This window comes from Pseudomonas mangiferae (genome assembly GCF_007109405.1).
Classification (GTDB): domain Bacteria; phylum Pseudomonadota; class Gammaproteobacteria; order Pseudomonadales; family Pseudomonadaceae; genus Pseudomonas_T; species Pseudomonas_T mangiferae.
This window is the reverse complement of sequence record NZ_VJOY01000001.1, coordinates 1-26,755: the sequence shown is the minus strand read 5'-3', so window position 1 is coordinate 26,755 and position 26,755 is coordinate 1. Positions and strand designations below refer to the sequence as shown.

The 26,755-nt window shown below is 68.9% G+C and carries 22 protein-coding genes and 1 pseudogene; 13 read left to right on the top strand and 10 right to left on the bottom strand.

Annotated elements, in window-relative coordinates:
• Positions 1–24: 24 nt before the first annotated feature.
• From prpC to FM069_RS00105, 3 genes are all read right to left on the bottom strand, one after another.
• A complete protein-coding gene (gene prpC / locus FM069_RS00115) occupies positions 25–1,152 on the bottom strand; it encodes a bifunctional 2-methylcitrate synthase/citrate synthase (RefSeq protein WP_143486098.1) in 1,128 nt (375 codons plus the stop codon).
• An 85-nt stretch (positions 1,153–1,237) separates the two neighbouring features.
• Entirely contained in the window at positions 1,238–2,134 is an 897-nt protein-coding gene (gene prpB / locus FM069_RS00110; protein ID WP_143486097.1) for a methylisocitrate lyase, read from the bottom strand.
• Complete coding sequence (locus FM069_RS00105) at positions 2,131–2,862, bottom strand: GntR family transcriptional regulator (protein WP_143486096.1); 732 nt, start codon at positions 2,860–2,862, stop codon at positions 2,131–2,133. The genes prpB and FM069_RS00105 overlap by 4 nt, the downstream gene beginning before the upstream one ends.
• A 291-nt stretch (positions 2,863–3,153) precedes the next feature.
• Between FM069_RS00105 and rloA the strand changes: the two genes are divergently transcribed.
• Genes rloA through FM069_RS00090 form a run of 3 tightly spaced genes read left to right on the top strand, consistent with a single transcriptional unit; the run spans position 3,154 to position 6,214 of the window.
• Entirely contained in the window at positions 3,154–3,690 is a 537-nt protein-coding gene (gene rloA, locus FM069_RS00100; RefSeq protein WP_143486095.1) for a retropepsin-like aspartic peptidase RloA, read from the top strand.
• A gap of 7 nt (positions 3,691–3,697) precedes the next feature.
• Positions 3,698–5,224: an osmotic stress tolerance membrane protein RloB gene (rloB, locus tag FM069_RS00095; protein WP_143486094.1), complete on the top strand. Its 1,527-nt coding sequence runs from the start codon at positions 3,698–3,700 to the stop codon at positions 5,222–5,224.
• A 3-nt stretch (positions 5,225–5,227) separates the two neighbouring features.
• The gene (locus FM069_RS00090) at positions 5,228–6,214 is read left to right on the top strand and encodes an alpha-L-glutamate ligase-like protein (RefSeq protein ID WP_143486093.1); all 987 of its coding nucleotides are present in this window, start codon (positions 5,228–5,230) and stop codon (positions 6,212–6,214) included.
• A gap of 57 nt (positions 6,215–6,271) precedes the next feature.
• Here FM069_RS00090 and FM069_RS00085 read toward each other — a convergent pair whose 3' ends face one another.
• The gene (locus tag FM069_RS00085; protein ID WP_143486092.1) at positions 6,272–6,715 is read right to left on the bottom strand and encodes a winged helix-turn-helix transcriptional regulator; all 444 of its coding nucleotides are present in this window, start codon (positions 6,713–6,715) and stop codon (positions 6,272–6,274) included.
• A 94-nt stretch (positions 6,716–6,809) separates the two neighbouring features.
• Here FM069_RS00085 and FM069_RS00080 point away from each other — a divergent pair, with 94 nt between their 5' ends.
• The gene (locus tag FM069_RS00080) at positions 6,810–8,042 is read left to right on the top strand and encodes an MFS transporter (RefSeq protein ID WP_143486091.1); all 1,233 of its coding nucleotides are present in this window, start codon (positions 6,810–6,812) and stop codon (positions 8,040–8,042) included.
• Positions 8,043–8,100: 58 nt separating this feature from the next.
• Here FM069_RS00080 and FM069_RS00075 read toward each other — a convergent pair whose 3' ends face one another.
• Positions 8,101–9,333 (bottom strand): acyl-CoA dehydrogenase, encoded by a 1,233-nt coding sequence (locus FM069_RS00075; RefSeq protein ID WP_143486090.1) that lies wholly within the window; start codon positions 9,331–9,333, stop codon positions 8,101–8,103.
• Between the two features lie 160 nt (positions 9,334–9,493).
• Between FM069_RS00075 and FM069_RS00070 the strand changes: the two genes are divergently transcribed.
• On the top strand, positions 9,494–10,447 hold the full coding sequence (locus FM069_RS00070; RefSeq protein ID WP_143486089.1) for a LysR family transcriptional regulator: 954 nt from the start codon (positions 9,494–9,496) through the stop codon (positions 10,445–10,447).
• 211 nt (positions 10,448–10,658) lie between these two features.
• On the opposite strand, the gene FM069_RS00065 is transcribed toward FM069_RS00070, so the two are convergent.
• Entirely contained in the window at positions 10,659–12,323 is a 1,665-nt protein-coding gene (locus FM069_RS00065) for an AMP-binding protein (protein ID WP_143486633.1), read from the bottom strand.
• Between the two features lie 192 nt (positions 12,324–12,515).
• Positions 12,516–13,547, bottom strand: coding sequence for an AraC family transcriptional regulator (locus FM069_RS00060; RefSeq protein WP_407681542.1), 1,032 nt, complete (start codon positions 13,545–13,547; stop codon positions 12,516–12,518).
• Between the two features lie 159 nt (positions 13,548–13,706).
• On the opposite strand from FM069_RS00060, the gene FM069_RS00055 reads away from it, so the two are divergent.
• Entirely contained in the window at positions 13,707–15,041 is a 1,335-nt protein-coding gene (locus FM069_RS00055) for a choice-of-anchor Q domain-containing protein (protein ID WP_143486087.1), read from the top strand.
• A 105-nt stretch (positions 15,042–15,146) separates the two neighbouring features.
• On the opposite strand, the gene FM069_RS00050 is transcribed toward FM069_RS00055, so the two are convergent.
• Positions 15,147–16,844 carry an AMP-binding protein gene (locus FM069_RS00050; protein ID WP_143486086.1) on the bottom strand — a complete coding sequence of 566 codons (1,698 nt, stop codon included), beginning with the start codon at positions 16,842–16,844 and terminating at the stop codon, positions 15,147–15,149.
• Between the two features lie 214 nt (positions 16,845–17,058).
• Here FM069_RS00050 and FM069_RS00045 point away from each other — a divergent pair, with 214 nt between their 5' ends.
• The 7 genes from FM069_RS00045 to FM069_RS00015 all read left to right on the top strand — a co-directional run bounded on the left by FM069_RS00045 (position 17,059) and on the right by FM069_RS00015 (position 24,869).
• Positions 17,059–17,439, top strand: coding sequence for a MerR family transcriptional regulator (locus FM069_RS00045; protein WP_143486085.1), 381 nt, complete (start codon positions 17,059–17,061; stop codon positions 17,437–17,439).
• 50 nt (positions 17,440–17,489) lie between these two features.
• Positions 17,490–18,653 (top strand): isovaleryl-CoA dehydrogenase, encoded by a 1,164-nt coding sequence (locus tag FM069_RS00040; RefSeq protein ID WP_143486084.1) that lies wholly within the window; start codon positions 17,490–17,492, stop codon positions 18,651–18,653.
• Positions 18,654–18,688: 35 nt separating this feature from the next.
• The gene (locus FM069_RS00035; protein WP_143486083.1) at positions 18,689–19,453 is read left to right on the top strand and encodes a class I SAM-dependent methyltransferase; all 765 of its coding nucleotides are present in this window, start codon (positions 18,689–18,691) and stop codon (positions 19,451–19,453) included.
• Positions 19,450–21,057: a carboxyl transferase domain-containing protein gene (locus FM069_RS00030; protein ID WP_143486082.1), complete on the top strand. Its 1,608-nt coding sequence runs from the start codon at positions 19,450–19,452 to the stop codon at positions 21,055–21,057. Before FM069_RS00035 ends, FM069_RS00030 begins: the two co-directional genes overlap by 4 nt.
• A 55-nt stretch (positions 21,058–21,112) precedes the next feature.
• Positions 21,113–21,913 (top strand): gamma-carboxygeranoyl-CoA hydratase, encoded by an 801-nt coding sequence (locus tag FM069_RS00025; RefSeq protein WP_143486081.1) that lies wholly within the window; start codon positions 21,113–21,115, stop codon positions 21,911–21,913.
• A complete protein-coding gene (locus FM069_RS00020) occupies positions 21,910–23,847 on the top strand; it encodes an acetyl/propionyl/methylcrotonyl-CoA carboxylase subunit alpha (RefSeq protein ID WP_143486080.1) in 1,938 nt (645 codons plus the stop codon). The genes FM069_RS00025 and FM069_RS00020 overlap by 4 nt, the downstream gene beginning before the upstream one ends.
• Positions 23,848–23,963: 116 nt before the next feature.
• Positions 23,964–24,869: a hydroxymethylglutaryl-CoA lyase gene (locus FM069_RS00015; protein WP_143486079.1), complete on the top strand. Its 906-nt coding sequence runs from the start codon at positions 23,964–23,966 to the stop codon at positions 24,867–24,869.
• Positions 24,870–24,918: 49 nt separating this feature from the next.
• Here the strand turns inward: FM069_RS00015 and FM069_RS00010 are convergent, their stop codons facing one another.
• Both FM069_RS00010 and FM069_RS00005 read right to left on the bottom strand, forming a co-directional pair.
• On the bottom strand, positions 24,919–26,337 hold the full coding sequence (locus tag FM069_RS00010; RefSeq protein ID WP_143486078.1) for a short-chain fatty acid transporter: 1,419 nt from the start codon (positions 26,335–26,337) through the stop codon (positions 24,919–24,921).
• Between the two features lie 203 nt (positions 26,338–26,540).
• Positions 26,541–26,755 (bottom strand): annotated as a pseudogene (locus FM069_RS00005) (acetyl-CoA C-acetyltransferase); the annotation flags it as partial.

The following is a 26,755-nucleotide window of genomic DNA, read 5'->3' as shown; positions in this document are numbered from 1 at the left end:
CGCCGGAGCGGGCCCCGGTTCCGCTCAGCGTTTGTCGAGGCTGACGAACGGACGCTGCTCGACACCGGTGTACTCGGCGCTCGGGCGGATGATGCGGTTGTTGGCGCGCTGTTCGAACACGTGGGCGCACCAGCCGCTGGTCCGCGAGCAGACGAAGATCGGCGTGAACAGCTTGGTGGGAATGCCCATGAAGTGGTACGCCGAGGCATGGTAGAAGTCGGCGTTGGGGAACAGCTTCTTCTGCTCCCACATGGTCTTGTCGATGGCTTCGGAGACCGGGTAGAGGACGGTGTCGCCCACTTCGTCGGCCAGGCGCTTCGACCAGGCCTTGATCACCTCGTTGCGCGGGTCGGAATCCCGGTAGATGGCATGGCCGAAGCCCATGATCTTGTCCTTGCGCGCCAGCATCGCCAACAGCTCGGTCACCGCATCCTCGGGGCGGGCGAAGCGCTCGATCAGCTCCATGGCCGCCTCGTTGGCGCCGCCGTGCAGCGGCCCGCGCAGGGAGCCGATGGCCCCGGTCACGCAGGAATACAGGTCGCTCAGGGTGGACGCGCAGACCCGGGCGGTGAAGGTGGACGCGTTGAACTCGTGCTCCGCGTAGAGGATCAGCGACACGTCCATCACCTTGCGGTGCAGTTCGCTGGGCTTCTTGCCATGCAGCAGGTGCAGGAAGTGCCCGCCGATGGATTCCTCGTCGCTGGTGCACGCGATGCGCACGCCCTGGTGGGTGAAGCGGTACCAGTAGCACATGATCGCCGGGGAGGCCGCCAGCAGGCGGTCGGCCACGTCGTTCTGGCGGGAGAAGTCCTGCTCCGGCTCCAGATTGCCGAGCATCGACGCGCCAGTGCGCATCACGTCCATGGGGTGGGCGTTGGCCGGGATGCGCTCGAGCACTTCGCGCAGCTCCCGGGGCAGGTCCCGCAGGCCCTGGAGTTTCTTCAGGTAGCCGGCCAGTTGCTCGGCGTTGGGCAGCTCGCCGTACAGCAGCAGGTAGGCGACTTCCTCGAAGCGGGCCTCCGCGGCCAGCTCGCGGACGTCATAGCCGCGGTAGGTGAGCCCGGCGCCGGACTGGCCCACGGTGGACAGAGCGGTCTGCCCGGCCACCTGGCCGCGCAGGCCCGCGCCGCTCAATACCTTTGCTTCAGCCATGGCATTCTCCTTCTTTCTTCATGCAGACCGGCCGCGAGGGCGGCCGGAGGGGCAGAGGCGGCGGCGGCCAGGCGGCCGCGCCGGGTCATTTGTTCTGGGCGAACAGCGCATCGAGCTTCTGCTCGAAACGGTGGTAGTCGATGCGATCGTAGAGCTCCATGCGGGTCTGCATGGTGTCCACCACGTTCTTCTGGCTGCCGTCGCGACGAATGGCGGTGAAGACGTTCTCCGCCGCCTTGTTCATGGCGCGGAACGCGGACAGCGGGTAGAGGGCCATGGCCACGCCCACTTCGCGCAACTCGTCCACGGTGAACAGCGGCGTGGCGCCGAACTCGGTGAGGTTGGCCAGCACCGGCACCTTCACCTTGTCGGCGAATAGCTTGTACATCTGCAGCTCGGTGATGGCCTCGGGGAACACCATGTCGGCGCCCGCTTCGATGCAGGCGGCAGCGCGGTCCAGGGCCGACTCCAGCCCCTCCACCGCCAGGGCGTCAGTGCGCGCCATGATCACGAAGCTGTCATCCAGGCGGGCGTCAACCGCAGCCTTGATGCGGTCGACCATTTCCTGCTGGGAGACGATCTCCTTGTTCGGCCGGTGCCCGCAGCGCTTGGCGCCCACCTGATCCTCGATATGGATGGCGGCGGCGCCGAACTTGTTCATGGAGCGCACGGTGCGGGCGACGTTGAACGCCGAGGAGCCGAAGCCGGTGTCCACGTCCACCAGCAGCGGCAGGTCGCAGACGTCGGTGATGCGGCGCACGTCGGTGAGCACGTCGTCCAGGCCGGTGATGCCCAGGTCGGGCACCCCCAGGGAGCCGGCGGCCACGCCGCCGCCGGAGATGTAGATGGCCTTGAAGCCGGCGCGCTGGGCCAGCAGCGCGTGGTTGGCATTGATGGTGCCGACGATCTGCAGCGGACGCTCGCTGGCGACCGCGTCGCGGAAGCGCTGGCCGGGGCTGGAACGGGTAGCGGATTGACTCATGACTCACCTCGTGGCGTGACGTTCTTGTCGGTGGCGCTGGGGCCGTTGTAGTGACGCTCGATGTTGCGTTTGGACGCGGCGATGTGCCGGCGCATCAGCAGCTCGGCCAGTTCGCCGTCACGGTCGGCGATGGCGTCGAGAATGCGATGGTGCTCGTGGAAGGCCTGGCGCGGCCGGTTCGGGGTGGCGGAGAACTGGATGCGGTACATGCGCACCAGTTGGTACAACTCGCCGCAGAGCATCTGGGTCAGGGTGCGGTTGCCACTACCCTGAATGATCCGGTAGTGGAAGTCGAAGTCGCCCTCCTGCTGGTAATAACCGACGCCCGCCTGGAACGCGGCGTCCCGCTCGTGGGTGTCCAGCACCCGGCGCAGCTCGTCGATCTCGCCCTGGCTCATGCGCTGGGCGGCCAGCCGGCAGGCCATGCCTTCGAGGGATTCGCGGATTTCGTAGAGTTCGATCAGCTCGCTGTGGCTCAGGGAGACCACCCGGGCGCCGACGTGGGGGATGCGCACCAGCAGCTTCTGCCCTTCCAGCCGGTGGATCGCCTCCCGCAACGGGCCGCGGCTGATGCCGTAGGCACGGGCCAGCTCCGGTTCGGAGATCTTGCTGCCCGGGGCGATCTCGCCCTGCACGATGGCCGCCTGGATGCGCCGGAACACGTGTTCGGACAGGGTTTCCGGATCACCGGGCAACGCCGGGGATGCGTCGAGGGCTTCCAGGCTCATTGTCGACACCTCGTTTCGAGTTGCCGCGCAAATTACTCCCTGGGCGCACGCCCGTCAAACACCCGCGAATAGATTGTCGACAATCCATCCGACTGATCGACGCTCATCGGCCTAAGTCATCCGACCGCCGATGGCCACCTTGCCGCCTGTCGCCAGGGAAAAGCACCGTGCTAGAATGCCGCCCGCACTTGCCGGACGGAGGCGCCATGCCTGCCGTCGACACGGGCCGGGCACCAGGGCCGACTTCGCCGGTCATACCTACCCGACGACCGCGACAGATCCCAAGGACTTATGAGACTCGCGCCTTTCGCTCTGCTGTATTGCCTGCTCTGTACTCCCGTCCTGAGCCAAGCCACCGAAAAGACCGTCTATGGTCTGAACGAATACGCCGCCCTCGCCGACCTGTCCCTGCAGGTGCCGGCCAAGCTGGACACCGGTGCCAAGACCGCCTCCCTGAGTGCCCGGGACATCGAGCGCTTCAAGCGCGACGGCGAGCCCTGGGTGCGTTTCTACCTGGCCCTGGACGACGCCCACGACCACCCCATCGAACTGCCGCTGGCGCGCATCAGCAAGATCAAGCGCCGCGCCGGCGACTACGATCCCGAAGACGAAAAGACCTACACCGCCCGCCCGGTGGTCGAGCTGCAGATCTGCATGGGCAAGGCCCTGCGCAGCATAGAAGTGAACTTGACCGACCGCAGCGCCTTCCAATACCCGCTGCTGATCGGCTCGGACGCACTCAAGCGCTTCGATGCGCTGGTCGACCCGAGTCTCAAATACGCGGCCGGCAAGCCCGGTTGTGCCACCGTTGCGAATTCTGCCGAGTAATCCCCCCATGCGCGCTCTTACCCTGCATCTGAAAGTGCTCATCGCCATCCTGGTGACCCTGGGTGTCCTGATCACGGCGTACCAGATCTTCGTCCAGGGCATCCCGGTGACCGAGGACGAGACGGACGACCTGTGGAACATCGACGCCAAGGTCGAATTCCAGGCGGCGTCCAAGGGGCCGGTGAAGCTGCAGATGTTCGTGCCGCCGCTCAACCAGGACTACGTCAGCCTCAACGAGAGCTTCATCTCCAACAACTACGGCGTGAGCATCAACCGGGTCGACGGCAACCGTAAGGTGACCTGGTCCGCGCGCCGCGCCAACGGCAACCAGACCCTGTACTACCGGCTGGTGCTGACCAAGCGCTACAGCGGCGAAAAGCCCAAGGAAAAAGGCTCGATCTTTCGCGACAGCATCGCCGTCAGCGGGCCCGAGAAGATCGCCGCCGAGGCGCTGATGGCGCCGATCCGCCAGCACTCTGCCGATGTCGAAACCTTCATCAGCGAGACCATCCGCCGGGTCAACAACGCCAACGACGACAACGTCAAGCTGCTGATGGCGGGCGACGCCTCCACCCCCAACAAGGCGCGGATCATCGAGCTGCTGCTGTCCATCGCCCACGTGCCGATGGAACGCGTCCACACCATCCGCCTGGTGGCGGACCAGCCCCAGACTCCCGAGCTGTGGATGCGCAGCTTCAACGGCGACAAGTGGCTGTACTTCAACCCCGAGACCGGCGAGCAGGGCCTGCCGGCTGATCGCCTGGTGTGGTGGATCGGCGACGAGAACCTGCTGACCATCGAGGGCGGCAAGAAGGCCCAGGTAACCTTCACCCTGAACAACAGCGAGATGAACGCCATCCGCCTGGCCAAGCTCACCGACGAGAACACCGACGTCGACTTCCTCGAATATTCCCTCTACGGCCTGCCGCTGCAGACCCAGCAGACCTACCAGATCATGATCATGATCCCCATCGGGGTGCTGGTGATTTTGATCCTGCGCAACCTGATCGGCCTGCAGACCCTCGGCACCTTCACCCCGGTGCTGATCGCCCTGGCCTTCCGCGAGACCCAGCTGGGCTTCGGCATCGCCCTGTTCACCATCATCACGGCCCTGGGCCTGTCGCTACGCTCGTACCTGGAACACCTCAAGTTGCAGATGCTGCCACGGCTGTCGGTGGTGCTGACCTTCGTGGTGGTGCTGATCGCCGTGATCAGCCTGCTCAGCCACAAGCTGGGCCTGGAACGCGGCCTGTCAGTGGCGCTGTTCCCCATGGTGATCCTGACCATGACCATCGAACGCCTGTCCATCACCTGGGAAGAACGCGGCGCCGGCCACGCCTTCAAGGTGGCCATCGGCACGCTGTTCGCCGCGACCCTGGCGCACCTGCTGATGATGGTGCCGCAGCTGGTGTACTTCGTGTTCACCTTCCCGGCGGTGCTGCTGATCATGGTGGGCTTCATGCTGGCGATGGGTCGCTACCGCGGCTACCGCCTGACCGAGCTGTTCCGTTTCAAAGCCTTCCTGAAGGATTGAGCCATGTTCGGTCTGATCAAGACGTGGAAAGCCCTGGAAGCCAAGGGGATCATGGGCATCAACCGGCGCAACGCGGACTACGTGTTGAAGTACAACCGCCGGCACCTGTACCCCATCGTCGACGACAAGATCATCACCAAGGAGCGAGCGATCGAGGCGGGCATTCACGTGCCGGAGATGTACGGGATCATCACCACGGAGAAGGAGATCGAGCGCCTCGACGAGATCATCGGCGGGCGCAACGACTTCGTCATCAAGCCGGCCCAGGGCGCCGGCGGCGACGGCATCATGGTGATCGCCGACCGCTTCGAGGGTCGCTTCAAAACGGTGTCCGGCAAGATCATCAGCCACGAGGAGATCGAGCACCAGATCTCCAGCATCCTCACCGGGCTGTACTCCCTGGGCGGACACCGTGACCGGGCGCTGATCGAATACCGCGTCACCCCCGACCCCATCTTCAAGAGCATCAGCTACGAAGGGGTGCCGGACATCCGCATCATCGTGCTGATGGGCTACCCGGTGATGGCCATGCTGCGCCTGCCCACCCGCCAGTCCAACGGCAAGGCCAACCTGCACCAGGGCGCCATCGGCGTCGGCGTCGACCTGGCCACCGGCGTGACCCTCAAGGGCACCTGGCTGAACGCCAAGATCACCAAGCACCCGGACACCACCAATGCGGTGGACGGCGTGCAATTGCCCAACTGGAACGGCTTCATGAAGCTCGCCGCCGGCTGCTACGAACTGTGCGGCCTGGGCTACATCGGCGTGGACATGGTGCTGGACGAGGACAAGGGCCCGCTGATCCTCGAACTCAACGCCCGCCCCGGCCTGAACATCCAGATCGCCAACGACTGCGGCCTGACCCTGCGCACCCACGCGGTGGAAGCGCGGCTGGCGGAGCTGCAGGAGCAAGGCGTGGTGGAAACCGCCGAGGAGCGGGTGCGCTTCGCCCAGGAACTGTTCGGCCACGTCCACCCGGCCGAGATCTGACGCCTCCTACCCGGCCGCGGTGGCGCTCGTCGCCGCGGCCTGCCCTCCTCCCCGTCGTCACGACAGCTTCTTGACCACCGTGTCGTCCGGCGCCAGCACCTGGCCGTCCGCCGCGCGCGGGGCCATGAACGCCACCGGCTCGCCGCTCTGCCGCGCCAGCAGTCGGGAATGGGGCTCGCCCTCTGCGAACAAATGCCGCTCGCCCCATTGGCGCAACGCCACCACCACGGGGAACAGCTGCTCGCCCTTATCCGTCAGCGCGTATTCCTGGTAGGCGCTGCCGTCCGACGCCGGGCGGGTCGCCAGGACCCCGGCCTCCACCAGCCGGCGCAGGCGATCCGAGAGGATATTGCGGGCCACCCCCAGCCCCCGCTGGAAGTCACCGAAGCGGCGCACCCCATCGAAGGCGTCGCGCACGATGAGCAGCGACCAGCGATCGCCGATCAGTTCCGCGGAGCGGGCGACCGGACAGGGGGATTCCAGTGAATTCTGCGTAGGCATGGGCGTTCCTGAGCCAAGGAAATCGGTTGCACTTTAAAACCAGGCTCCTTACTCTTCAATGAGTTTCATTTTGAAACCAGACTGAAGGATTGCCATGACCATCATCTCCGTTGCCGCCCCCTCGTGCCGTGAGGCCTCGCGGCCGTTGTCTCCGGGCCGGGTACGCCTGTTCGCCGTGGCCAGCGGCCTGAGCGTGGCCAACGTCTACTACGCCCAGCCGCTGCTGGATGCCCTGGCCCGGGATTTCCACCTGGACACCGGGCTGGTCGGCGGCGTGGTGAGCGCCACCCAGCTGGGCTGCGCGCTGGCCCTGCTGCTGCTCGTGCCCCTCGGCGACCAGTTGGAGCGGCGCCGGCTGATGATGGCGCAGTCCCTGGCCCTGGTGGTTGCTCTGGCGGTGGTGGCCCTGGCCGACAGCGCCGCGGTGCTGCTGGGCGGCATGCTGGCGGTCGGGCTACTGGGCACTGCCATGACTCAGGGGCTGATCGCCTATGCCGCCAGTGCGGCAGCGCCGGGGGAGCAAGGTCGCGTGGTGGGCGCGGCCCAGGGTGGCGTGTTCGTCGGCCTGCTGCTGGCGCGGGTATTCGCCGGCGCGGTGGGCGACCTGGCCGGCTGGCGGGGCGTCTATGGCTGCGCCGCGATCCTGATGCTGCCCCTGGCGCTGCCCCTCTGGCGGGGCCTGCCGCCCCTGGCACCGACCGCGGCGCGCCTGGGCTACCCGCAGCTGATTGCCTCGATGCTGACCCTGCTGCGCAGGGAACGGGTGCTGCAGGTACGCGGCTTGCTGGCGCTGCTGATGTTCGCGGCCTTCAACGTGTTCTGGAGCGCCCTGGTGCTGCCCTTGAGCGCCCCGCCCTTCGCCCTGTCTCACACCGCCATCGGCGCGTTCGGCCTGGTGGGGGCCATCGGCGCCCTGGTGGCGACCCGGGCCGGCCACTGGGCGGACCGCGGATACGCCCAGCGCACCAGCGCCGTGGCGCTGGTCCTGCTGTCGCTGGCGTGGCTGCCCCTGGCGTTGATGGAGTGGTCGCTGTGGGCGCTGGTGCTGGGCATCGTGCTGCTGGACATGGGCGGCCAGGCACTGCACGTCACCAACCAGAGCCTGATCGTGCGCATCGATCCCGCGGCCCAGGGACGCCTGATCGGGCTCTACATGTTGTTCTACGCGGTCGGCAGCGGCCTGGGCGCCTTCGCCACCACCCTCGCCTACGCCCAGGCCGGCTGGCCGGGCGTCTGCCTGCTGGGCGTGGCCATCAGCCTGGCGGCGCTGGTGACCTGGGCCGCCACCCGCCGCTCCACCCCGGCCGGCCCGACACGCCGGCCCTGACACCAGGCGCGAAAACGCCCGCGGTCCTCACGGAACCGCGGGCGTCTGGGGCGGAGATTCAGTGACGCTCGCCGCGCAGCAGGTCCTTCGGCACGTACTTGCCCAGCTCGAACTTGCCGATGGCGGCGCGGTGCACCTCGTCCGGGCCGTCCGCCAGGCGCAGGGTGCGCTGCATCGCGTACATGTAGGCCAGGGGGAAATCGTTGGAGACCCCCGCGCCACCGTGCATCTGGATCGCCCGGTCGATCACCCGCAGGGCCACGTTGGGCGCCACCACCTTGATCTGGGCAATCTCGCTCTTGGCCACCTTGTTGCCGGCGACGTCCATCATGTAGGCGGCCTTGAGGGTCAGCAGGCGCGCCATGTCGATCTCCATGCGCGAGTCGGCGATCTTGTCGATGTTGCCGCCCAGGCGTGCCAGGGGCTTGCCGAAGGCGGTGCGGCTGACGGCGCGCTTGCACATCAGTTCCAGGGCGCGCTCGGCCATGCCCAGGGAACGCATGCAGTGGTGGATGCGGCCGGGCCCGAGGCGGCCCTGGGCGATCTCGAAGCCGCGCCCCTCTCCCAGCAGCACGTTGTCGTAGGGTACCCGGACGTTCTCGAACAGCACCTCGGCGTGGCCGTGGGGCGCGTCGTCGTAGCCGAACACCGGCAACGGCCGGAGGATCTTCACCCCGGGCGCATCGGTGGGCACCAGGATCATGGAATGCTGCTGGTGGCGCGGCGCCTCGGGGTTGCTCAGGCCCATGAAGATCATCACCTTACAACGCGGGTCGCAGGCCCCGGAGGTCCACCACTTGCGGCCGTTGATGACCCACTCGTCCCCGTCGCGCTCGGCCCGGGCCTCCATGTTGGTGGCATCGCTGGAGGCCACCCCCGGCTCGGTCATGGCGAAGGCCGAGCGGATCTCGCCCTGCAGCAACGGCTCCAGCCACTGACGCTTCTGCGCCTCGCTGCCGTAGCGCACCAGCACTTCCATATTGCCGGTGTCCGGCGCCGAGCAGTTGAACGGCTCCGGGCCCAGCAGGGAACGGCCCATGATTTCCGCCAGGGGTGCGTATTCCAGGTTGGTCAGCCCGGCGCCCTGATCGGACTCCGGCAGGAACAGGTTCCACAACCCCTCGGCGCGGGCCTTGGCCTTGAGTTCTTCCATGATCGCGGTGGGTTGCCAGCGATCGCCTTCGGCCACCTGGCGCTCGAAGACCGGCTCGGCCGGATAGACGTGCTGGTCCATGAAGGCGGTGACCCGCTCGCGGAGTTCCTGGACCTTGGGGGAGTAGGCGAAATCCATGAGGACGATACCTTTCGGGGCTGTTCGGGTGAGGAAGGGATGAGGCGTTGAGGGAATGCTAGAGCAGGGTATGGGATTTACCTAGCCTATTTTCTTCGTGTATTAACATTCATCACCGATATATGATCCCTGGCCATCGCCCCTTTCCGGAGTCGCTCGAATGAACCTGAACAAGGTGGACCTCAACCTCTTCATCGTCTTCGACGCGATCTATACCGAGTCCAACCTGACCCGGGCCGGACAGATCGTCGGCATCACCCAGCCGGCAGTATCCAACGCCCTGGCGCGTCTGCGGGAGACCTTCAACGACCCGCTGTTCGTGCGCACCGCCCAGGGCATGGTGCCGACCCCCATGGCGCAGAACATCATCGGCCCGGTGCGCAACGCGCTGCAGCTGCTGCGGGTATCGGTGCAGGAAAGCCGCACCTTCACCCCCCAGCAGGCGAACAAGACCTACCGCATCAGCATGACCGACCTCACCGAGGCGGTGATCCTGCCGCCGCTGTTCCAGCGCCTGCGGCGGCTCGCCCCCAGCGTGCAGATCGAGAGCTTCCTGGCCAAGCGCCGGGAAACCACCAAGGAACTGGCCGCGGGCCGCCTGGACTTCGCCGTGGACGCCCCCCTGAACACCGACCCCCAGGTGCGCCACGTCAAGCTGATGGAGGACCGCTACGTCTGCGCCCTGCGCAAGGGCCACCCCCTGGCCAAGGACAGCCTGACCCTGGACGAGTACCTGTCCCTCACCCACATCCACATCTCCAGCCGCCGCAGCGGCCTCGGCTACATCGATCTGGCCCTGGGCAAGATGGGCATCCAGCGGCGCATCGCCCTGCGTTCCCAGCACTATCTGATGGCCTCCACGGTGATGCACAACACCGACATGGCGATGACCGTGCCGGAGCGCTTCGCCCGCCGCCACGACCTGCACCACGTGGCCCTGCCAGTGAACGACGTACCGGCCCTGGAGACCCACCTGTACTGGCACGAGAGCACCGACCAGGACCCGGCCAACCGCTGGATGCGCGAGCAGATCATCGAGCTCTGCCAGCAGGCCGTGGCCCAGGAGGGCCGCGCCGCCTCGGGCGAGGGCCGCGCCCTGCCCGCCCGTGGCTGACCGCCCGTAGCCAACTGCCCGTGACTGACCACCCGTGCTCACCATCGGTAGTTGACCGCCCATAGCGGACTGCCAGTAGCCGACCGCTCGTAGCCGAACCGTCTGTGACCGACCGCTCCCGACTGAATCTCCGGGCTGGTCAGCAGGGCTGGGCCGGGCATCAGCCCCGAGCCCGCCGAAGCTGGCGCTGGCGCCGATGCCGCGCCCGAATTCAGGCCAGCGGCTCGCCCGCCGCGGCGTCTGCCTTGGCCTTCTCCTGGTTGCGCAGCAGGAAGCGCTGGATCTTGCCACTGGGGGTCTTGGGTAGTTCCTCGACGAATTCCACCTCCCGCGGGTAGGCGTGGGCGGACAGGCGCTGGCGTACGTGCCGCTGCAGGGCCTCGGCCAGCTCCCGGCTCGGCGCGTGGCGCGCATCCAGCACCACGAAGGCCTTCACCAGCTCGGTGCGCTCCGGGTCCGGCTTGCCCACCACCGCCGCCTCCACCACCGCCGGGTGCTCGATGAGCGCGCTCTCCACGTCGAACGGGCCCACCCGGTAGCCGGAGGTGGTGATCACGTCGTCGGAGCGGCCGATGAAGCTGATGCTGCCGTCGTCGTTGAGCTCCACCGTATCGCCACTCAGGTAGTAGTCGCCGACGAAGGCCTGGGTGGGTACCCCGTGGTAGCCGGGGAACCAGAACATCGGCGAGCGGCTGCGATCCAGGGCGAGGATGCCGGGGCGGCCGGCGGGCAGCTCCTCCTGGCGTTCCGGGTCCAGCACCACCACCCGGTGCCCGGGGCTGGGGAAGCCGGCGGCACCGATCCGCACCGGGTGCGCCAGGGCGTGGTGGTTGCACAGCACCATGCCCATCTCGGTCTGCCCGTAGTGGTCGTGGATCGGCGCGCCCAGGCGGTCGGCGAACCAGCGGATCACTTCGGGCGTCAGCGGCTCGCCGGCGCTGCTCACCACCCGCAGGCGGCCGGCCAGGGCATCCACCGCGGTGTTGCCCGCGGCCATCAGCAGGCGGAACGCGGTGGGCGAGCCGGCCAGGTTGTCGATCCCGTAGCGCTGCACGATGCGCGCGGTGCTCTCCACGCTGAACGGCCCGTCGTAGAAGGTGATGGCGTGGCCCAGGGCCAGGGGGCCGGTGACCCCGTAGTAGAGGCCATAGGCCCAGCCCGGGTCCGCTAGGTTCCAGAAGGTGTCCTCGGGCCGCAGGTCCACGGCGTCGCGCATGTAGGCCATGAACGCGGTGATCGCCTTCAGCGGCACCTCCAGGGGCTTCGCCAGGCCGGTCGTGCCGGAGGTGAACATCAGCAGGAACGGGTCGTCGGCCCGCCGCGGCAGGGCCTCATAGCGCGGCTCGTGGCGCGCCAGCTCCGCCCGGAAATCGTGGTCGCCCGGCCGCACGCCCTTGCCATCGGCGTCGGCCACCGTCACCGCCTGGAGCGAGGCCTCCAGCCCGTCCAGTTTGTCGCGGTTGGCTGCGTTGGTGACCAGCACCTTGCTGCCGGCGGTACGCACCCGGTGCTCGATGGCCTTGGGCCCGAAGGCGGTGAACAGCGGCTGGTAGACCGCGCCCAGGCGCCAGGTGGCGAGCACCGCGATCAGCAGTTCCGGGGTCCGCGGCAGCAGCCCGGACACCCGGTCGCCAGGCCCCACCCCCAGGCTGGCGAGGACGCTGGCGAAACGCGCCGACTGTTCCCGCAGCTCGACGAAGGTGTGGCGGGAGCGGCTGCCGTCGCTGCTCTCCCAGACCAGGGCGACGCGCCCTGGCTGGGCGTGGCGGTCGCAGCATTCGATGCAGGCGTTGAGGGCCTGGGCATCGCCGCTCAGGTCCCTGGCCATCGTGTCGGCCAGGTCGAACCCCTCGAAGGCAGTGAAGTAATCACGGATGAAAGCAGCAGGCTCAACCGGGTCGCGCATGGGAAACGCCTCGTTCGTCTTGTTATTGGAATGCCGTGGATGCTCGCTTCGCCCGCCGCCGGACACAATGTCGAAAGCCGGCATCGTGCCTGAGCGATTCGAACACTGGCGGCCGGGCGGCGATCCGCCCACCACTCGGTGAGGCGTGCGGCAGGCGCTTCGTCAACGAACCGCCGGCGTCACCGCCGAGCGGCGGGCTACATCGCCCGATGGCCCGCGGCCGGCCGTCTCCCGCGCCAGGTAGCGACCCGGCGTGCAGCCTGTCCATTTCTTGAAGGCCTTGTAGAACGCACTGGTGTCGGCGAAGCCCAGTTCGCCTGCCAGCTCGGCGCAACTGGCCTGGCGTTCCAGGCGCTCGATGGCCAGGTCGCGGCGCACCTGGTCCTTCAACGTGCGGTAGGACTGCCCTTCCCCGGCCAGTTTGCGGCGCAACGTCGAGGCGGACATGCAGAACTGCCCGGCGAGCCCGTCCAGGGTCGGCCAGCCTCCCGGCGGCCGCCTGCGCAGGTAGGCCTTGCAACGCTCGGCCAGGCTCCGCGGGTCGCGGTAGCGCACCAGGATGTTGGCCGGCGCGCCGGCGAGGAAGCCGCCCAGCTCCGCCGGATGGCGGCGGACCGGCATGTCCAGCACCTCCGCATCGAACAGCAGGCGGTTGCGGGGCCGGGAAAAGCGCAGGGTCTCGCTGAACATCACCCGGTAGTCGTCGCAGTACGCCGGCATCGGGCCGCGCAGCTCCACCGCGAGGATCGGGATGCGCCGGCCCACCAGCCAGCAGGCGAGGCCGTGGACGATCATCCACAGCGCGAAGCAGGCGAACGCCGGGCCTGGCTGCGCCGGTTCGTCCAGGCGGATCTCGGCGATCGCCCCGCGCCGCCGCAGCGAAGGCCGGTAGTCGTCCAGCATCACCCCGAACAGCCGGGTCACCGCCCGCAGAGCGCGCATCAGCGTCGGTTCGTGCAGCGCGGTGCGACACAGGCAGGCGAAGCTGCCCACCTTCATGCGCCGCCGGTCCAGGGCGAAGAATTCATCGTCCAGGGCCTCCGCCAGCAGCAGCCAGAACGCCCCGTAGGCCTCCGCGGAAACCCGCGCCTCGCCGTCGCCGAGGCTGGCGGCCGCGATGCCCGCCCGGGCCAGCAGCGGCGCCACATCCACCCGATGGTGCGCGGCGCGCAGGGCCTCGTTGACGAGCTTCACGGAAATCGTGCCTTTTTCCACCTATCCTCCTGTTGCGCACCGCTGCAGGGATGCTTCGCGCCGCCTCGCGCCATGCCCCTGCACGCCCCTCGCCAGGCACCGTAACGGAAGCCGCGCCGTCTCCGCCAAGGATTCTTCACCCTCCCCGGAGACCGCATCATGGACGCCCCTCATCGCCTGCTGTTCGCCCTCACCCTTGCCCTCGTCGCCCCCCAGGCCCGCGCCGAAACCCTGATCGCCACCGCCGACGGCGTTGCCGGCACCTGCCCGACTCGCTGCTCGTTGCGGGAGGCCGTCGCCTACGCCTCGGCCCAGCCCGGCGCCCACCGGATCGAACTGGCGCCCGGCACCTACCACCTGGGCCACGCCCTGCAACGCGACGCCAGCGATCCCGCCGGGGAGGACGCCAGCGCCGCCGGCGACCTGGACGTCACCAGCGAGCTGACCATCGTCGGCGCCGGCATCGGCCAGACCGTCATCGACGGCGACCACCTCGACCGGATCTTCGACGTGCACCTCGGGGCGCGCCTGAACCTGGAACGGCTGACCCTGCGCAACGGCAAGGCCCGCACGGAAGGCGGCGCCCTGCGCAACCGCAGCGAGACACGCCTGGACCAGGTGATGCTGGAAGACAACCAGGTCATGGCCGACACCGTCGCCACGGGCGGCGCCATCGCCAACCTGGGCTCGCTCCTGCTCACCAACTCCACCCTGCGCAACAATCGGGCACTTTCGAACGTGGCTGACGCTGGCCGCGGCGGCGCGATCTACAACCGCGGCCACCTGTTCATCCGCACCTCGACCCTGGAAAGCAACCTCAGCAGCGGCCAGGGCGGCGCGCTGTACAACCTGGGCTCGGTGGACGTCGCCCGCAGCGCCTTCATCGGCAATGCCCTGAGCGGACGCGGCAGCGGCGCGGCGATCCTCAACACCGAGGGCGGGGTGCTGCTGATGAGCAACAGCACCCTCAGCCAGAACCGCCCCGGGGACGGCCAGGGCGCCTTCGCCAACGGCCAGCCGGGTGCGTCGGGCAACGCCTCCACCCTCGCCTTCCTGGCCAATGTCAGCATCGTCGACAACGGCAACTATGGCCTGGTCAACTTCGCTTCCATGACCCTGCGCAACAGCCTGATCGCCGGCAACCGCCACCCGGCCGGCCAGGGCGAAGCGCACCCGCGCAATTGCTTGAACCAGGGTGCCCGCTTCCGCGCCCGCGGGCTGCTGCTGGGCGAGGACGGCGGCGCCTGCCGTGCCGACTGGCGGATCGACGACGCCCTCACCTTCACCCAGCTCCTCGGCCCGCTGGCGGACAATGGCGGCCCGACCCGCACCCACGCCCTGCTCGCCGGCAGCCCGGCCCTGGATCGCGGGACCGGCAGCTGCACCCGCCACGACCAGCGCAGCGCGGCCCGGCGCCAGGACGGCGACGGCAATGGCGTGCCCGGTTGCGACCTGGGCGCCTTCGAGCGCCGGACGCCGCGCCAGGGAAGCTAGCGCTCGCCGCTGGCGCGGAACCCCGGCAGGCACCGCTGCGGAATGCGCGCCCTCGCGTATCCGGCCCGGTGCCTTTCGAGGCCGCACTTCGCCGCCCCGGCCGGCCTAGGACACGGCGGGCTCGGCCTCGCGCTGGGCCTGCAGCTCGGCCACGCTGATCTCGCGCATGCGGAATTTCTGCACCTTGCCGGTCACGGTCATGGGGAACTCGTCTACCACCTTGAAGTGGCGCGGCATCTTGAAGTGGGCGATGCGCGTCCGGGCCCAGTCGCGCAGTGCCGGCTCGCTGGCGTCGTGGCCCGGGTGGAACTTGATCCAGGCAACGATTTCCTCACCGTATTTCTCGTCGGGGATGCCGATCACCTGCACGTCGGCGATGGCCGGGTGGGTGAAGAAAAACTCCTCCAGCTCCCGCGGGTAGATGTTCTCGCCGCCGCGAATGATCATGTCCTTGCTGCGCCCGACGATCCGCACGTAGCCGTCGGCGTCCATCTGCGCCAGGTCGCCGGTGTGCATCCAGCCTTCGCCGTCGAGGGCCGCCGCGGTGCCCTCGGGGTCGTTCCAGTAGCCGAGCATCACGCTGTAGCCGCGGGTGCACAGCTCGCCCACCTCGCCCCGAGGCAGGACGGCGCCGTCACGGCCGACGATGCGGCTCTCCAGGTGCGGCTGGGTGCGGCCGACGCTGGTCACCCGCAGGTCCAGGGTATCGTCGGCGCCGGTCTGCAGGGACACCGGGCTGGTCTCGGTCATGCCGTAGGCGATCTGCACCTCGGCCATGTGCAGCTCGGCGATCACCCGGCGCATCACCTCGATGGGGCAGGTGGCGCCGGCCATGATCCCGGTGCGCAGGCAGGACAGGTCGTGGTCGCCGCGACGCGGGTGGTCCAGCAGCGCGATGAACATGGTGGGCACGCCGTACAGCGCGGTGGCGCGCTCCTCCGCCACCGCCGCCAGGGTCGCCTCCGGCTCGAAGGCGGACGCCGGATAGATCATGGTGCTGCCGTGGGTCACGCAGCCCAGGTTGCCCATCACCATGCCGAAGCAGTGGTACAGCGGCACCGGGATCACCAGGCGGTCGTCCGCGCCCAGGCCCAGGCTCTCCCCCACCATGTAGCCGTTGTTGAGGATATTGCGGTGGCTGAGGGTGGCACCCTTGGGGAAACCGGTGGTGCCGGAGGTGTACTGGATGTTGATGGGCTGCTCCGGCACCAGCTGCGCCGAGCGCGCGGCCAGCACGTCCGGCGCGACCTCGTCGGCGCGGGCCTGCAGGGCCGACCAGGCGAGGAAGCCCGCGGGCGGCGCCTCCGCCAGACTGACCACGCCGCGCAATGCCGGCAGGCGCGGGCTGGCCAGTTCGCCCGGGACGCACCCGGCCAGTTCCGGCAACAGCTCCAGCAGCATCGCCTGATAGTCGGACGTCTTGAAGGATTCGGCGCAGATCAGCCAGCTGCAGCCGGACTGGGCCAGGACGTATTCCAGTTCGCTCAGGCGGTACGCGGGGTTCACGTTCACCAGCACCGCGCCGATCTTCGCCGTGGCGAACTGGGCGATGCACCACTCGGCGCAGTTGGGCGACCAGATGCCGACCCGCTGGCCCTGCTCCACCCCCACGGCCAGTAGCCCCCGGGCGCAGCGGTCCACCGCCTCGCCCAGTTGCCGCCAGCTGTAGCGCAGGTCCTGGTGGCGAACCCGCAGCGCGTTGCGGTCGGCGTGGCGGCGCACGGCGTCGTCGAACGCCTCGCCAATGGTGGTTTCCAGCAGGGGCGGGTCCTGCCGGCCTTGGGTGTGGCTGAGCGAACTCATGGTGATCTCCGTTCTTGTCGTTATTTTCGGATGCCGCGATCGCCGGGGCGGCATGCCCTGACGGTTCTACGGGAATGTCGCGGCGAGGCCAAGCAGCCGTTGGTCTGACGGCCCCGGGCCAGCAACCGGCGACCACGGCCACCTGCCGGGACGAGTTGACAGCATCGCGTCAGCAGCTTTACGTTAACGTAAAGGTAAAACACACGAGTCCGCAATGTCTGTGAACTACAGCATCTCCGAACTGGCCCGGGAACTGGACGTGACCACCCGGGCCATCCGCTTCTACGAGGAACAGGGCCTGCTGGCCCCCGAGCGCCGGGGCCAGGAGCGTATCTACAGCCCCAAGGACCTGGTCACCCTCAAGCTGATCCTGCGCGGCAAGCGCATCGGCTTCTCCCTCGCCGAATGCAAGGAACTGATCGAGTTGTACGACCCCAGCGGCGGCAACCGCAAGCAGCTGGAGGCGTTCATGAGCAAGATCGCCGAGCGCCGCCTGCAACTCGCCCAGCAGTTGCTGGACATCGAACAGATGCAGCTGGAACTCGATACCGCCGAAGAACGCTGCCTGGCCGCCCTGGCCGAGGCGCCCCACTGACACCGCCGCCGGCGCCTGCGCGCCGCGCCCCACGACCAACAGGTGATCCCATGAGCTACCCGTCCCTCAACTTCGCCCTGGGCGAGACCCTCGACATGCTGCGCGAGCAGGTGCGCGGCTTCGTCGCCCGCGAGCTGGCGCCCCGCGCTGCCGAGATCGACCGCGACAACCAGTTCCCCATGGACATGTGGCGCAAGTTCGGCGAGATGGGCCTGCTAGGCATTACCGTGGACGAGGAATACGGCGGCTCCGGCCTGGGCTACCTGGCCCACGTGATCGCCATGGAAGAGATCAGCCGCGGCTCCGGCTCGGTGGCCCTGTCCTACGGCGCCCACTCCAACCTGTGCGTCAACCAGATCAAGCGCAACGGCAACGCCGAGCAGAAGGCCCGCTACCTGCCCAAACTGATCAGCGGCGAGCACATCGGCGCGCTGGCCATGAGCGAGCCGAACGCCGGCTCCGACGTGGTCTCCATGAAGCTGCGCGCCGAGAAGCGCGGCGACCGCTACGTTCTCAACGGCAGCAAGACCTGGATCACCAACGGTCCGGATGCCAACACCTACGTCATCTACGCCAAGACCGAACCGGAAAAGGGTGCCCACGGCATCACCGCGTTCATCGTCGAGCGGGACTGGACGGGGTTCAGCCGCGGCAGCAAGTTCGACAAGCTGGGCATGCGCGGCTCCAACACTTGCGAGCTGTTCTTCGACAACGTGGAAGTGCCCGAAGAAAACGTGCTGGGCACCCTCAACGGTGGCGTGCGGGTCTTGATGAGCGGCCTGGACTACGAGCGCGTGGTGCTCTCCGGCGGCCCGGTGGGCCTGATGCAGGCCTGCATGGACGTGGTGGTTCCCTACATCCACGACCGCAAGCAGTTCGGCCAGAGCATCGGCGAGTTCCAGCTGGTGCAGGGCAAGGTGGCCGACATGTACACCCAGCTCGCCGCCAGCCGCGCCTACCTGTACGCCGTGGCCCAGGCCTGCGACCGCACCGAGACCACCCGCAAGGACGCCGCCGGGGTCATCCTCTATACCGCCGAACGCGCCACCCAGATGGCCCTGGATGCCATCCAGATCCTCGGCGGCAACGGCTACATCAATGAATTTCCCACCGGCCGCCTGCTGCGCGACGCCAAGCTCTACGAGATCGGCGCCGGCACCAGCGAAATCCGCCGCATGCTGATCGGCCGCGAGCTGTTCAACGAGACCCGCTGAACGCTCCGCCGCCACCGACACGGGAGAACCGCGCGATGAAGAGCACCGAACGTTTCAGCAACCGGGTGGACGCCTACGACAAGGGCCGCCCCCGCTACCCGGCGGCCCTGGTGGACGCCCTGGCCGCCGACCTGCCGGCCGGCGCCGTGATCGCCGACATCGGCTCCGGCACCGGGCTGCTCAGCCAGCCCTTCGTCGAACGCGGCCTGCAGGTGCGTGCCGTGGAGCCCAACGAGCCCATGCGCCGGGCGGCGGAAGCCAGCCTGGGGCGGCACCCGGGCTTCGTCAGCCTCGGGGGTACCGCCGAGGCCAGCGGCCTGGAGTCGGCCAGCGTCGACCTGATCATCGTCGGCCAGGCGTTCCACTGGTTCAACCGCGCCGCTGCCCGTCGGGAATTCGCCCGCATCCTCAAGCCGAGCGCCCCGGTGGCGCTGGTGTGGAACGACCGGCTCTCCGAAAGCAGCCCGTTCATGGTCGACTACGAGGCCCTGCTGCGGCGCTTCGGCACTGACTACGCCCAGGTGGAACACCGCAACCTGCGGCCGGCCCAGCTATCGCGCTTCTTCGGCGAGCAGGGTTGCCGGCTGCGGGTATTCGACAACGCCCAGTGGCTGGACTGGGACGCGTTGCAAGCGCGCCTGGACTCGTCCTCCTACGTGCCGGAGGCCAGCCACCCCGACCACGCCCCGATGCTGGCGCACCTGCGCCAGCTGTTCGATCGCCACCAGCAGGAGGGTCGCGTGCGCTTCGACTACGACACCCTGCTCTACCTCGCCCCGCTGAGCCGAGAAACCCCATGACCATCCTGTCCACCTCCCTCAACCCGCGGGCCGCCGACTACGCCACCAACGCCGCGCACATGCAGGAACAGGTCGCCGCGCTGCGCGACCTGCTCGCCCGGGTGCGCGAAGGCGGCGGGCCCAAGGCCCAGGAACGCCACACCGCCCGCGGCAAGCTGCTGCCCCGGGAACGCATTGACCAGTTGCTGGACCCGGGCTCGCCCTTCCTGGAGATTGGCCAGTTGGCCGCCCATGAGGTGTACGGCGAGGACGTACCGGCCGCCGGGGTGATCGCCGGCATCGGCCGGGTGGAAGGCATCGAGTGCATGATCGTGGCCAACGACGCCACGGTGAAGGGCGGCAGCTATTACCCGCTGACGGTGAAGAAGCACCTGCGCGCCCAGGCCATCGCCCGGGAGAACCGCCTGCCGTGCATCTACCTGGTGGACTCCGGCGGCGCCAACCTGCCGCGCCAGGACGAGGTGTTCCCCGACCGCGAACACTTCGGCCGGATCTTCTTCAACCAGGCGACCCTCAGCGCCCAGGGCATCCCGCAGATCGCAGTGGTGATGGGTTCCTGCACCGCCGGCGGCGCCTACGTGCCGGCCATGTCCGACGAAACGGTGATGGTCCGCAACCAGGCCACCATCTTCCTCGCCGGCCCGCCCCTGGTGAAGGCCGCCACCGGCGAGGTGGTGAGCGCCGAGGACCTGGGCGGCGCCGACGTGCACTGCAAAACCTCCGGGGTCGCCGACCACTACGCCGAGGACGACACCCACGCCCTGGCCATCGCCCGCCGCTGCATCGCCAACCTCAACTGGCGCAAGCAGGGTCGCCTGGAGACCCGCTCGCCGCTGCCGCCGCGCTATGCCGCCGAGGAGCTGTACGGGGTGATCCCGGCGGACGCCAAGCAGCCGTTCGACGTGCGCGAGGTGATCGCGCGCCTGGTAGACGACAGCGCCTTCGACGAATTCAAGGCACTGTTCGGGACCACCCTGGTGTGCGGCTTCGCCCACCTGCACGGCTACCCGGTGGCGATCCTGGCCAACAACGGGATTCTCTTCGCCGAAGCGGCGCAGAAAGGCGCCCATTTCATCGAGCTGGCCTGCCAGCGCGGCATCCCGCTGCTGTTCCTGCAGAACATCACCGGCTTCATGGTGGGCCAGAAGTACGAGGCCGGCGGCATCGCCAAGCATGGCGCCAAGCTGGTCACCGCGGTGGCCTGCGCGCGGGTGCCGAAGTTCACCGTGATCATCGGCGGCAGCTTCGGCGCCGGCAATTACGGCATGTGCGGACGCGCCTACGATCCGCGCTTCCTGTGGATGTGGCCCAACGCACGGATCGCGGTGATGGGTGGCGAACAGGCGGCCGGGGTGCTGGCCCAGGTCAAGCGCGAACAGGCCGAACGCGCCGGGCAACAGTTGGGCGCCGACGAAGAGGCGCAGATCAAGCGGCCGATCCTCGACCAGTACGAGCGCCAGGGACACCCTTACTACTCCAGCGCCCGGCTCTGGGACGACGGTGTGATCGACCCGGCGCAGACCCGCGAGGTGCTCGCCCTGGCGTTGTCCGCATCCCTCAACGCGCCCATCGAGCCGACCACGTTCGGCGTGTTCCGCATGTGAGCCCGCGGCCTTTCCACTCTGCCACCGGCGTGCACCGCGCGCCCCGAAGACGACCATGACTGCCTTCAATTCCATCGAGCTGGACATCGACCCGCGCGGCATCGCCACCCTCTGGCTGAACCGCCCGGACAAGAACAACGCCTTCGACGCCGGCATGATCCGCGAGCTGATCCTCGCCCTGGATGCCGTGCAGTCCGACCGCAACCTGCGCTTCCTCATCCTGCGCGGGCGCGGCCGGCACTTCTCCGCCGGTGCCGACCTGGCCTGGATGCAGCAGTGCGCCGAGCTGGACTACACCACCAACCTGGACGACGCCCGGGAGCTGGGCGAGCTGATGCACAACCTGTATCAGTTGAAGATCCCCACCCTGGCGGTGGTCCAGGGCGCGGCCTTCGGCGGGGCCCTCGGCCTGATCGCCTGCTGCGACATGGCCATCGGTGCCGAGAATGCCCAGTTCAGCCTCTCCGAGGTGCGCATCGGCCTGGTGCCGGCGGTGATCAGCCCGTTCGTGGTGCAGGCCATCGGCGAACGGGCCGCGCGCCGCTACGCCCTGACCGCCGAGCGCTTCGACGGCCAGTGCGCCCGACGCCTCGGGCTGCTCGCCGAGTGCTACCCGGCGGACGCCCTGGACGCTGCGGTGGACCAGTGGGTGGAAACCCTCTGGCTGAACAGCCCCCAGGCCATGCAGGCTTGCAAGGACCTGCTGCGGGAAGTCGGCAGCGGCGACCTGACGCCGGCCCTGCGCCGCTACACCGAGACCGCCATCGCCCGCATCCGGGTCAGCCCGGAGGGCCAGGAGGGCCTGCGCGCCTTCCTCGACAAACGCAAGCCGGCCTGGCAGGAGGGCACCCGATGAGCGCTTCGACCCCGAACCACCCCATACGCCTGGATACCCTGCTGGTGGCCAACCGCGGCGAGATCGCCTGCCGGGTGATGCGCACCGCCAAGGCCCTGGGGCTCACCACCGTGGCCGTGCACAGCGCCATCGACCGTGACGCCCGTCATGTGCGCGAGGCCGACTTGGCGGTGGACCTAGGGGGCGCCAAGCCGGCCGACAGCTACCTGCAGGTGGACAAGCTGATCGCCGCGGCCCGCGCCTCCGGTGCCCAGGCGATCCACCCGGGCTACGGCTTCCTCTCCGAGAACGCCGGCTTCGCCCGGGCGGTGGAGGACGCCGGGCTGGTCTTCCTCGGCCCACCCGCCTCCGCCATCGACGCCATGGGCAGCAAGTCCGCCGCCAAGGCCCTGATGGAGACCGCCGGGGTGCCCCTGGTGCCCGGCTACCACGGCGAGGCCCAGGACCTGGAAACCTTCCGCGCCGCCTCTGACGGCATCGGCTACCCGGTGCTGCTCAAGGCCGCCGCTGGCGGTGGCGGCAAGGGCATGAAGGTGGTGGAAAGCGAGGCCCAGTTGGGCGAAGCCCTGGAGTCGGCGCGCCGGGAGGCGCAGTCGGCCTTCGGCGACGCGCGCATGCTGGTGGAGAAATACGTCCTCAAGCCGCGTCACGTGGAAATCCAGGTGTTCGCCGATCGCCACGGCAACTGCCTGTACCTGAACGAACGGGACTGCTCCATCCAGCGCCGCCACCAGAAGGTGGTGGAGGAAGCCCCGGCGCCGGGGCTCACCCCTGCCCTGCGCCAGGCCATGGGCGAGGCGGCGGTGAAGGCAGCCCAGGCCATCGGCTACGTGGGCGCCGGCACCGTGGAATTCCTCCTGGACGCACGTGGCGAGTTCTTCTTCATGGAGATGAACACCCGCCTGCAGGTGGAGCACCCGGTGACCGAGGCCATCACCGGCCTCGACCTGGTGGCCTGGCAGATCCGCGTGGCCCGCGGCGAGCCGCTGCCCCTGCGTCAGGAACAGGTTCCCCTGGACGGCCATGCCATCGAGGTCCGGCTGTACGCCGAGGACCCGGACAACGACTTTCTCCCCGCCACCGGCACCCTGCAGGTCTACCGCGAGCCCGCCCCCGGGCCGGGCCGCCGGGTGGACAGCGGGGTCGCCGAGGGCGACAGCGTTTCGCCGTTCTACGACCCGATGCTGGGCAAGCTGATCGCCTGGGGCGAGAACCGCGAGGAAGCCCGCCAGCGCCTGCTGGCGATGCTGGGGGAAACCCGGGTCGGCGGCGTGCGCACCAACCTGGCATTTCTGCGCCGGGTGCTGGCCCATCCCGCCTTCGCCGACGCGGAACTGGACACCGGCTTCATCGCCCGTCACCAGTCGGACCTGCTGCCGCCGCCGGCGGACCTGCCGGACGCCTTCTGGCAGGCCGCGGCCCGCGCCTTCCTGGCCAGCGAGCCGCCCCGCCGCCGCGAGGACGATCCCCATTCCCCCTGGAGCGCCGGGGACGGCTGGCGCGCCGGGGGCGCGGCGAACCGGGCCCTGACCCTGGTCTGCCGCGAGCAGCGCCGGCGAGTCGCCATCGAAGCCTCCGATAACAGCGGCCTGCGCCGCGCCGAACAGGCGATCCGCCAGGGCGACACGCTGTACCTGGACTGGCAGGGGGAGACCCTCGCCGTGACCCGCTTCGACCCCATCGCCGCGGCGGACGCCAGTCATACCCAGCAGGGCGGCCTGCATGCCCCTATGAACGGCAGCATCGTCCGCGTACTGGTGGAAGCCGGCCAGACGGTGGAGGCCGGCGCCGCCCTGGTGGTGCTGGAGGCCATGAAGATGGAACACAGCATCCGCGCGCCCCACGCCGGCGTGGTGAAATCGCTGTATTGTCGCGAAGGCGAACTGGTGAGCGAAGGCACCGTGCTGGTGGAGCTGGAAGAAGCCAGCGCCTGATGCCTGCGCCGGCGCGGCGACGCGCCGGCCTCGGCCAGGGTCCCATTTGAGGGCCCTTGCCCTCCTCCTTCGCCTGCCTGCCCTACCGAACCGATCACAGCCCGAGAGGAAGCTCCATGACCCTGCCCAGCAAGGTGCGCCTGGTGGAAGTCGGACCGCGCGACGGTCTGCAGAACGAGAAGCAGCCCATCGGCGTAGCCGACAAGGTGCGCCTGGTGGACGACTTGTCCGCCGCCGGGCTGAGCTACGTGGAGGTGGGCAGCTTCGTCTCGCCGAAATGGGTGCCGCAGATGGCCGGCAGCGCCGAGGTGTTCGCCGGCATCCGGCGCCAGCCCGGCGTGACCTATGCGGCCCTCGCGCCCAACCTCAAGGGGCTGGAGGCGGCCTTGGAATCCGGGGTCGAGGAAGTGGCGGTGTTCGCCGCCGCCTCCGAGGCCTTCTCCCAGCGCAACATCAACTGTTCCATCGCCGAGAGCCTGGCACGCTTCGCCCCGGTGGTGGAATACGCCCGCAGCCACCAAGTCCGGGTGCGGGGCTACGTGTCCTGCGTGCTGGGTTGCCCCTACGAGGGCGAGGTGGCGCCGGAGCAGGTCGCCCGGGTGGCCCGGGAGCTGGCCGCCATGGGCTGCTACGAGGTATCCCTGGGCGACACCATCGGCACCGGCACCGCCGGGGCGACCCGCCGGCTGTTCGAGGTGGTGGGACGCGAGGTGCCCCGCGAGCGCCTCGCCGGCCACTTCCACGACACCTACGGCCAGGCCCTGGCCAACGTCTACGCCAGCCTGCTGGAAGGCATCGCGGTATTCGACGCTTCCGTGGCGGGCCTGGGGGGGTGCCCCTACGCCAAGGGCGCCACCGGCAACGTCGCCACGGAGGACGTGGTGTACCTGCTGCAGGGCCTGGGCATCGACACCGGCATCGACCTGGAGGCGCTGGTCGCCGCCGGCCAGCGCATCTGCGACGTGCTCGGCCGGGCCAACGGCTCGCGGGTGGCCCGGGCGCTCCAGGCCCGCGCCGGCTGAACGACCGCGGGACCGGGCGACCCTTGGCGGTCGCCCGGCCACGCAGGCGTCACGGCTGGATCGGCGGGAAGTACGCCAGGGTGTTGCCCAGGGCCCAGAGCAGCACCAGTACCAGCGGGACGTGCACCAGCAGTTGCACGAAGGAGAAGCCGATCAAATCCCGCGCCTTGAGCCCCAGCACCCCCAGCAAGGGCAGCATATAGAACGGGTTGATCAGGTTCGGCAGCGCCTCGGCGGCGTTGTAGATCTGCACCGCCCAGCCCAGGTGGTACTGCAGATCGTTGGCCACCTGCATCACATAGGGCGCCTCGATTATCCACTTGCCGCCCCCAGACGGGATGAAGAAGCCCAGCACGGCGGAATACACCCCCATCAGCAGCGCGTAGGTGTCGTGGGAGGCGATCTGGGCGAAGAAGGTGGAAATGTGGTGCGCCAGGGTCTGCCCGTCGCCACCGGCCACCTTGGTCAGGATCGCCGCGATGGAGCCGTACAGCGGGAACTGGATCATCACCCCGGTGGTGGCCGGCACCGCCCGCGCCACTGCATCGAGGAAGCTGCGCGGACGCCAGTGCAGCAGCGCCCCGGCCATGAGGAACAGCAGGTTGTAGGTGTTCAGGCCGGAGATCGCCTCGATGGCGGGCTTGCTGGCGAACTCCTCCAGCAGCCAACCGGCGGCCAGCAGCGCCAGCAGGACGATCAGCAGCGGGCTGTGCTCCAGCCATTCGCCGGGTCGGGTCGGCCGGCTCACCGGTACGGCCTGGACGCTCACGTCCACCCCGCAGGCCTGGGCATCCCGGGCGGCGGCGGCACCGGGCGCGGTGACGTAGGCGATCACCAGGGACACTACCACCAGCGCCAGCAGCATCATCCCGGACTGCCAGAGGAAGATGGTCTCGGTGAACGGAATGACCCCGGTGATGGAGAGGATCGACGGCGGCAGGCTGGCCGGGTTGGCCTGCAGCTGGGCCGCCGAGGACGACAGCCCCAGCGCCCACACCGCCCCCAGGCCCAGGTAGGCCGCGGCGCCGGCGGCGCGGTAGTCCATCTTCAGCGACTCGCGCCGGGCCAGGGCCCGCACCAGCAAGCCGCCGAACACCAGGCTCAGGCCCCAGTTCAGCAGCGAGGCGAGCATGGACACCAGGGCCACCCAGCACACCGCCGAGCGGCCGTTCTTTGGTACCCGCGCCAGCAGGTCGATGAGCCGCGACGCCGGCCCGGAGCTGGCCACCACATAACCGCCGATCACCACGAAGGCCATCTGCAGGGTGAAGGGAATCAGGCTCCAGAAGCCGTCGCCGAAGGCCTTGGCGGTTTCCCGGGGCGAGGCGCCGACGCTCATCGCCCCCAGCGCCACCACCAGCACCGCTACCGCGGCGAATACCCAGGAATCGGGGAACCAGCGCTCCGCCCAGTTCGAACAACGCATTGCGAACCGCGCGAAGCGGCTTTCTTCGATCGGTGTGGCCATGGGGCTACCTCGTGATTGTTATTGTTGTCGCTACGCCCGCTCGCCGGCGGGCGCCACCCTCCACACGCCGAAACGGCAGGCCTTCGCAGGTCTGCCGTCCGGGTGTTGCGGTGTTTGCCCTCCTGGGCGGAGGCACGGCCCGCAGGCGGTGCCCGAACGGCCTCCGGCCGCCCGCTTGGGCGTCTGGACGCCCGGAGCCTGCGTCAGTCGCGACGCAGGGCCAGGGCCACGCCCTGGCCGCCGCCGATGCACAGGGTCGCCAGGCCCTTCTTCGCGTCGCGGCGGATCATTTCGTGGAGCAGGCTCACCAGCACCCGGCAGCCGGACGCCCCGATGGGGTGGCCCAGGGCGATGGCGCCGCCGTTGACGTTGACCTTGGCCGCGTCCCAGCCCAGCTCCTGGCCCACCGACAGGGCCT

Bases quoted from the DNA above. Each gene is read 5' to 3' on its own strand.
- prpC (WP_143486098.1), bottom strand. From the start codon at position 1,152: ATGGCTGAAGCAAAGGTATTGAGCGGCGCGGGCCTGCGCGGCCAGGTG.
- prpB (WP_143486097.1), bottom strand. From the start codon at position 2,134: ATGAGTCAATCCGCTACCCGTTCCAGCCCCGGCCAGCGCTTCCGCGAC.
- FM069_RS00035 (WP_143486083.1), top strand. From the start codon at position 18,689: ATGAAGAGCACCGAACGTTTCAGCAACCGGGTGGACGCCTACGACAAG.
- FM069_RS00010 (WP_143486078.1), bottom strand. From the start codon at position 26,337: ATGGCCACACCGATCGAAGAAAGCCGCTTCGCGCGGTTCGCAATGCGT.
- FM069_RS00105 (WP_143486096.1), bottom strand. From the start codon at position 2,862: ATGAGCCTGGAAGCCCTCGACGCATCCCCGGCGTTGCCCGGTGATCCG.
- FM069_RS00025 (WP_143486081.1), top strand. From the start codon at position 21,113: ATGACTGCCTTCAATTCCATCGAGCTGGACATCGACCCGCGCGGCATC.
- FM069_RS00080 (WP_143486091.1), top strand. From the start codon at position 6,810: ATGACCATCATCTCCGTTGCCGCCCCCTCGTGCCGTGAGGCCTCGCGG.
- FM069_RS00015 (WP_143486079.1), top strand. From the start codon at position 23,964: ATGACCCTGCCCAGCAAGGTGCGCCTGGTGGAAGTCGGACCGCGCGAC.
- FM069_RS00070 (WP_143486089.1), top strand. From the start codon at position 9,494: ATGAACCTGAACAAGGTGGACCTCAACCTCTTCATCGTCTTCGACGCG.
- FM069_RS00085 (WP_143486092.1), bottom strand. From the start codon at position 6,715: ATGCCTACGCAGAATTCACTGGAATCCCCCTGTCCGGTCGCCCGCTCC.
- rloB (WP_143486094.1), top strand. From the start codon at position 3,698: ATGCGCGCTCTTACCCTGCATCTGAAAGTGCTCATCGCCATCCTGGTG.
- FM069_RS00030 (WP_143486082.1), top strand. From the start codon at position 19,450: ATGACCATCCTGTCCACCTCCCTCAACCCGCGGGCCGCCGACTACGCC.
- FM069_RS00075 (WP_143486090.1), bottom strand. From the start codon at position 9,333: ATGGATTTCGCCTACTCCCCCAAGGTCCAGGAACTCCGCGAGCGGGTC.
- FM069_RS00040 (WP_143486084.1), top strand. From the start codon at position 17,490: ATGAGCTACCCGTCCCTCAACTTCGCCCTGGGCGAGACCCTCGACATG.
- FM069_RS00045 (WP_143486085.1), top strand. From the start codon at position 17,059: ATGTCTGTGAACTACAGCATCTCCGAACTGGCCCGGGAACTGGACGTG.
- FM069_RS00090 (WP_143486093.1), top strand. From the start codon at position 5,228: ATGTTCGGTCTGATCAAGACGTGGAAAGCCCTGGAAGCCAAGGGGATC.
- FM069_RS00020 (WP_143486080.1), top strand. From the start codon at position 21,910: ATGAGCGCTTCGACCCCGAACCACCCCATACGCCTGGATACCCTGCTG.
- FM069_RS00050 (WP_143486086.1), bottom strand. From the start codon at position 16,844: ATGAGTTCGCTCAGCCACACCCAAGGCCGGCAGGACCCGCCCCTGCTG.
- FM069_RS00055 (WP_143486087.1), top strand. From the start codon at position 13,707: ATGGACGCCCCTCATCGCCTGCTGTTCGCCCTCACCCTTGCCCTCGTC.
- rloA (WP_143486095.1), top strand. From the start codon at position 3,154: ATGAGACTCGCGCCTTTCGCTCTGCTGTATTGCCTGCTCTGTACTCCC.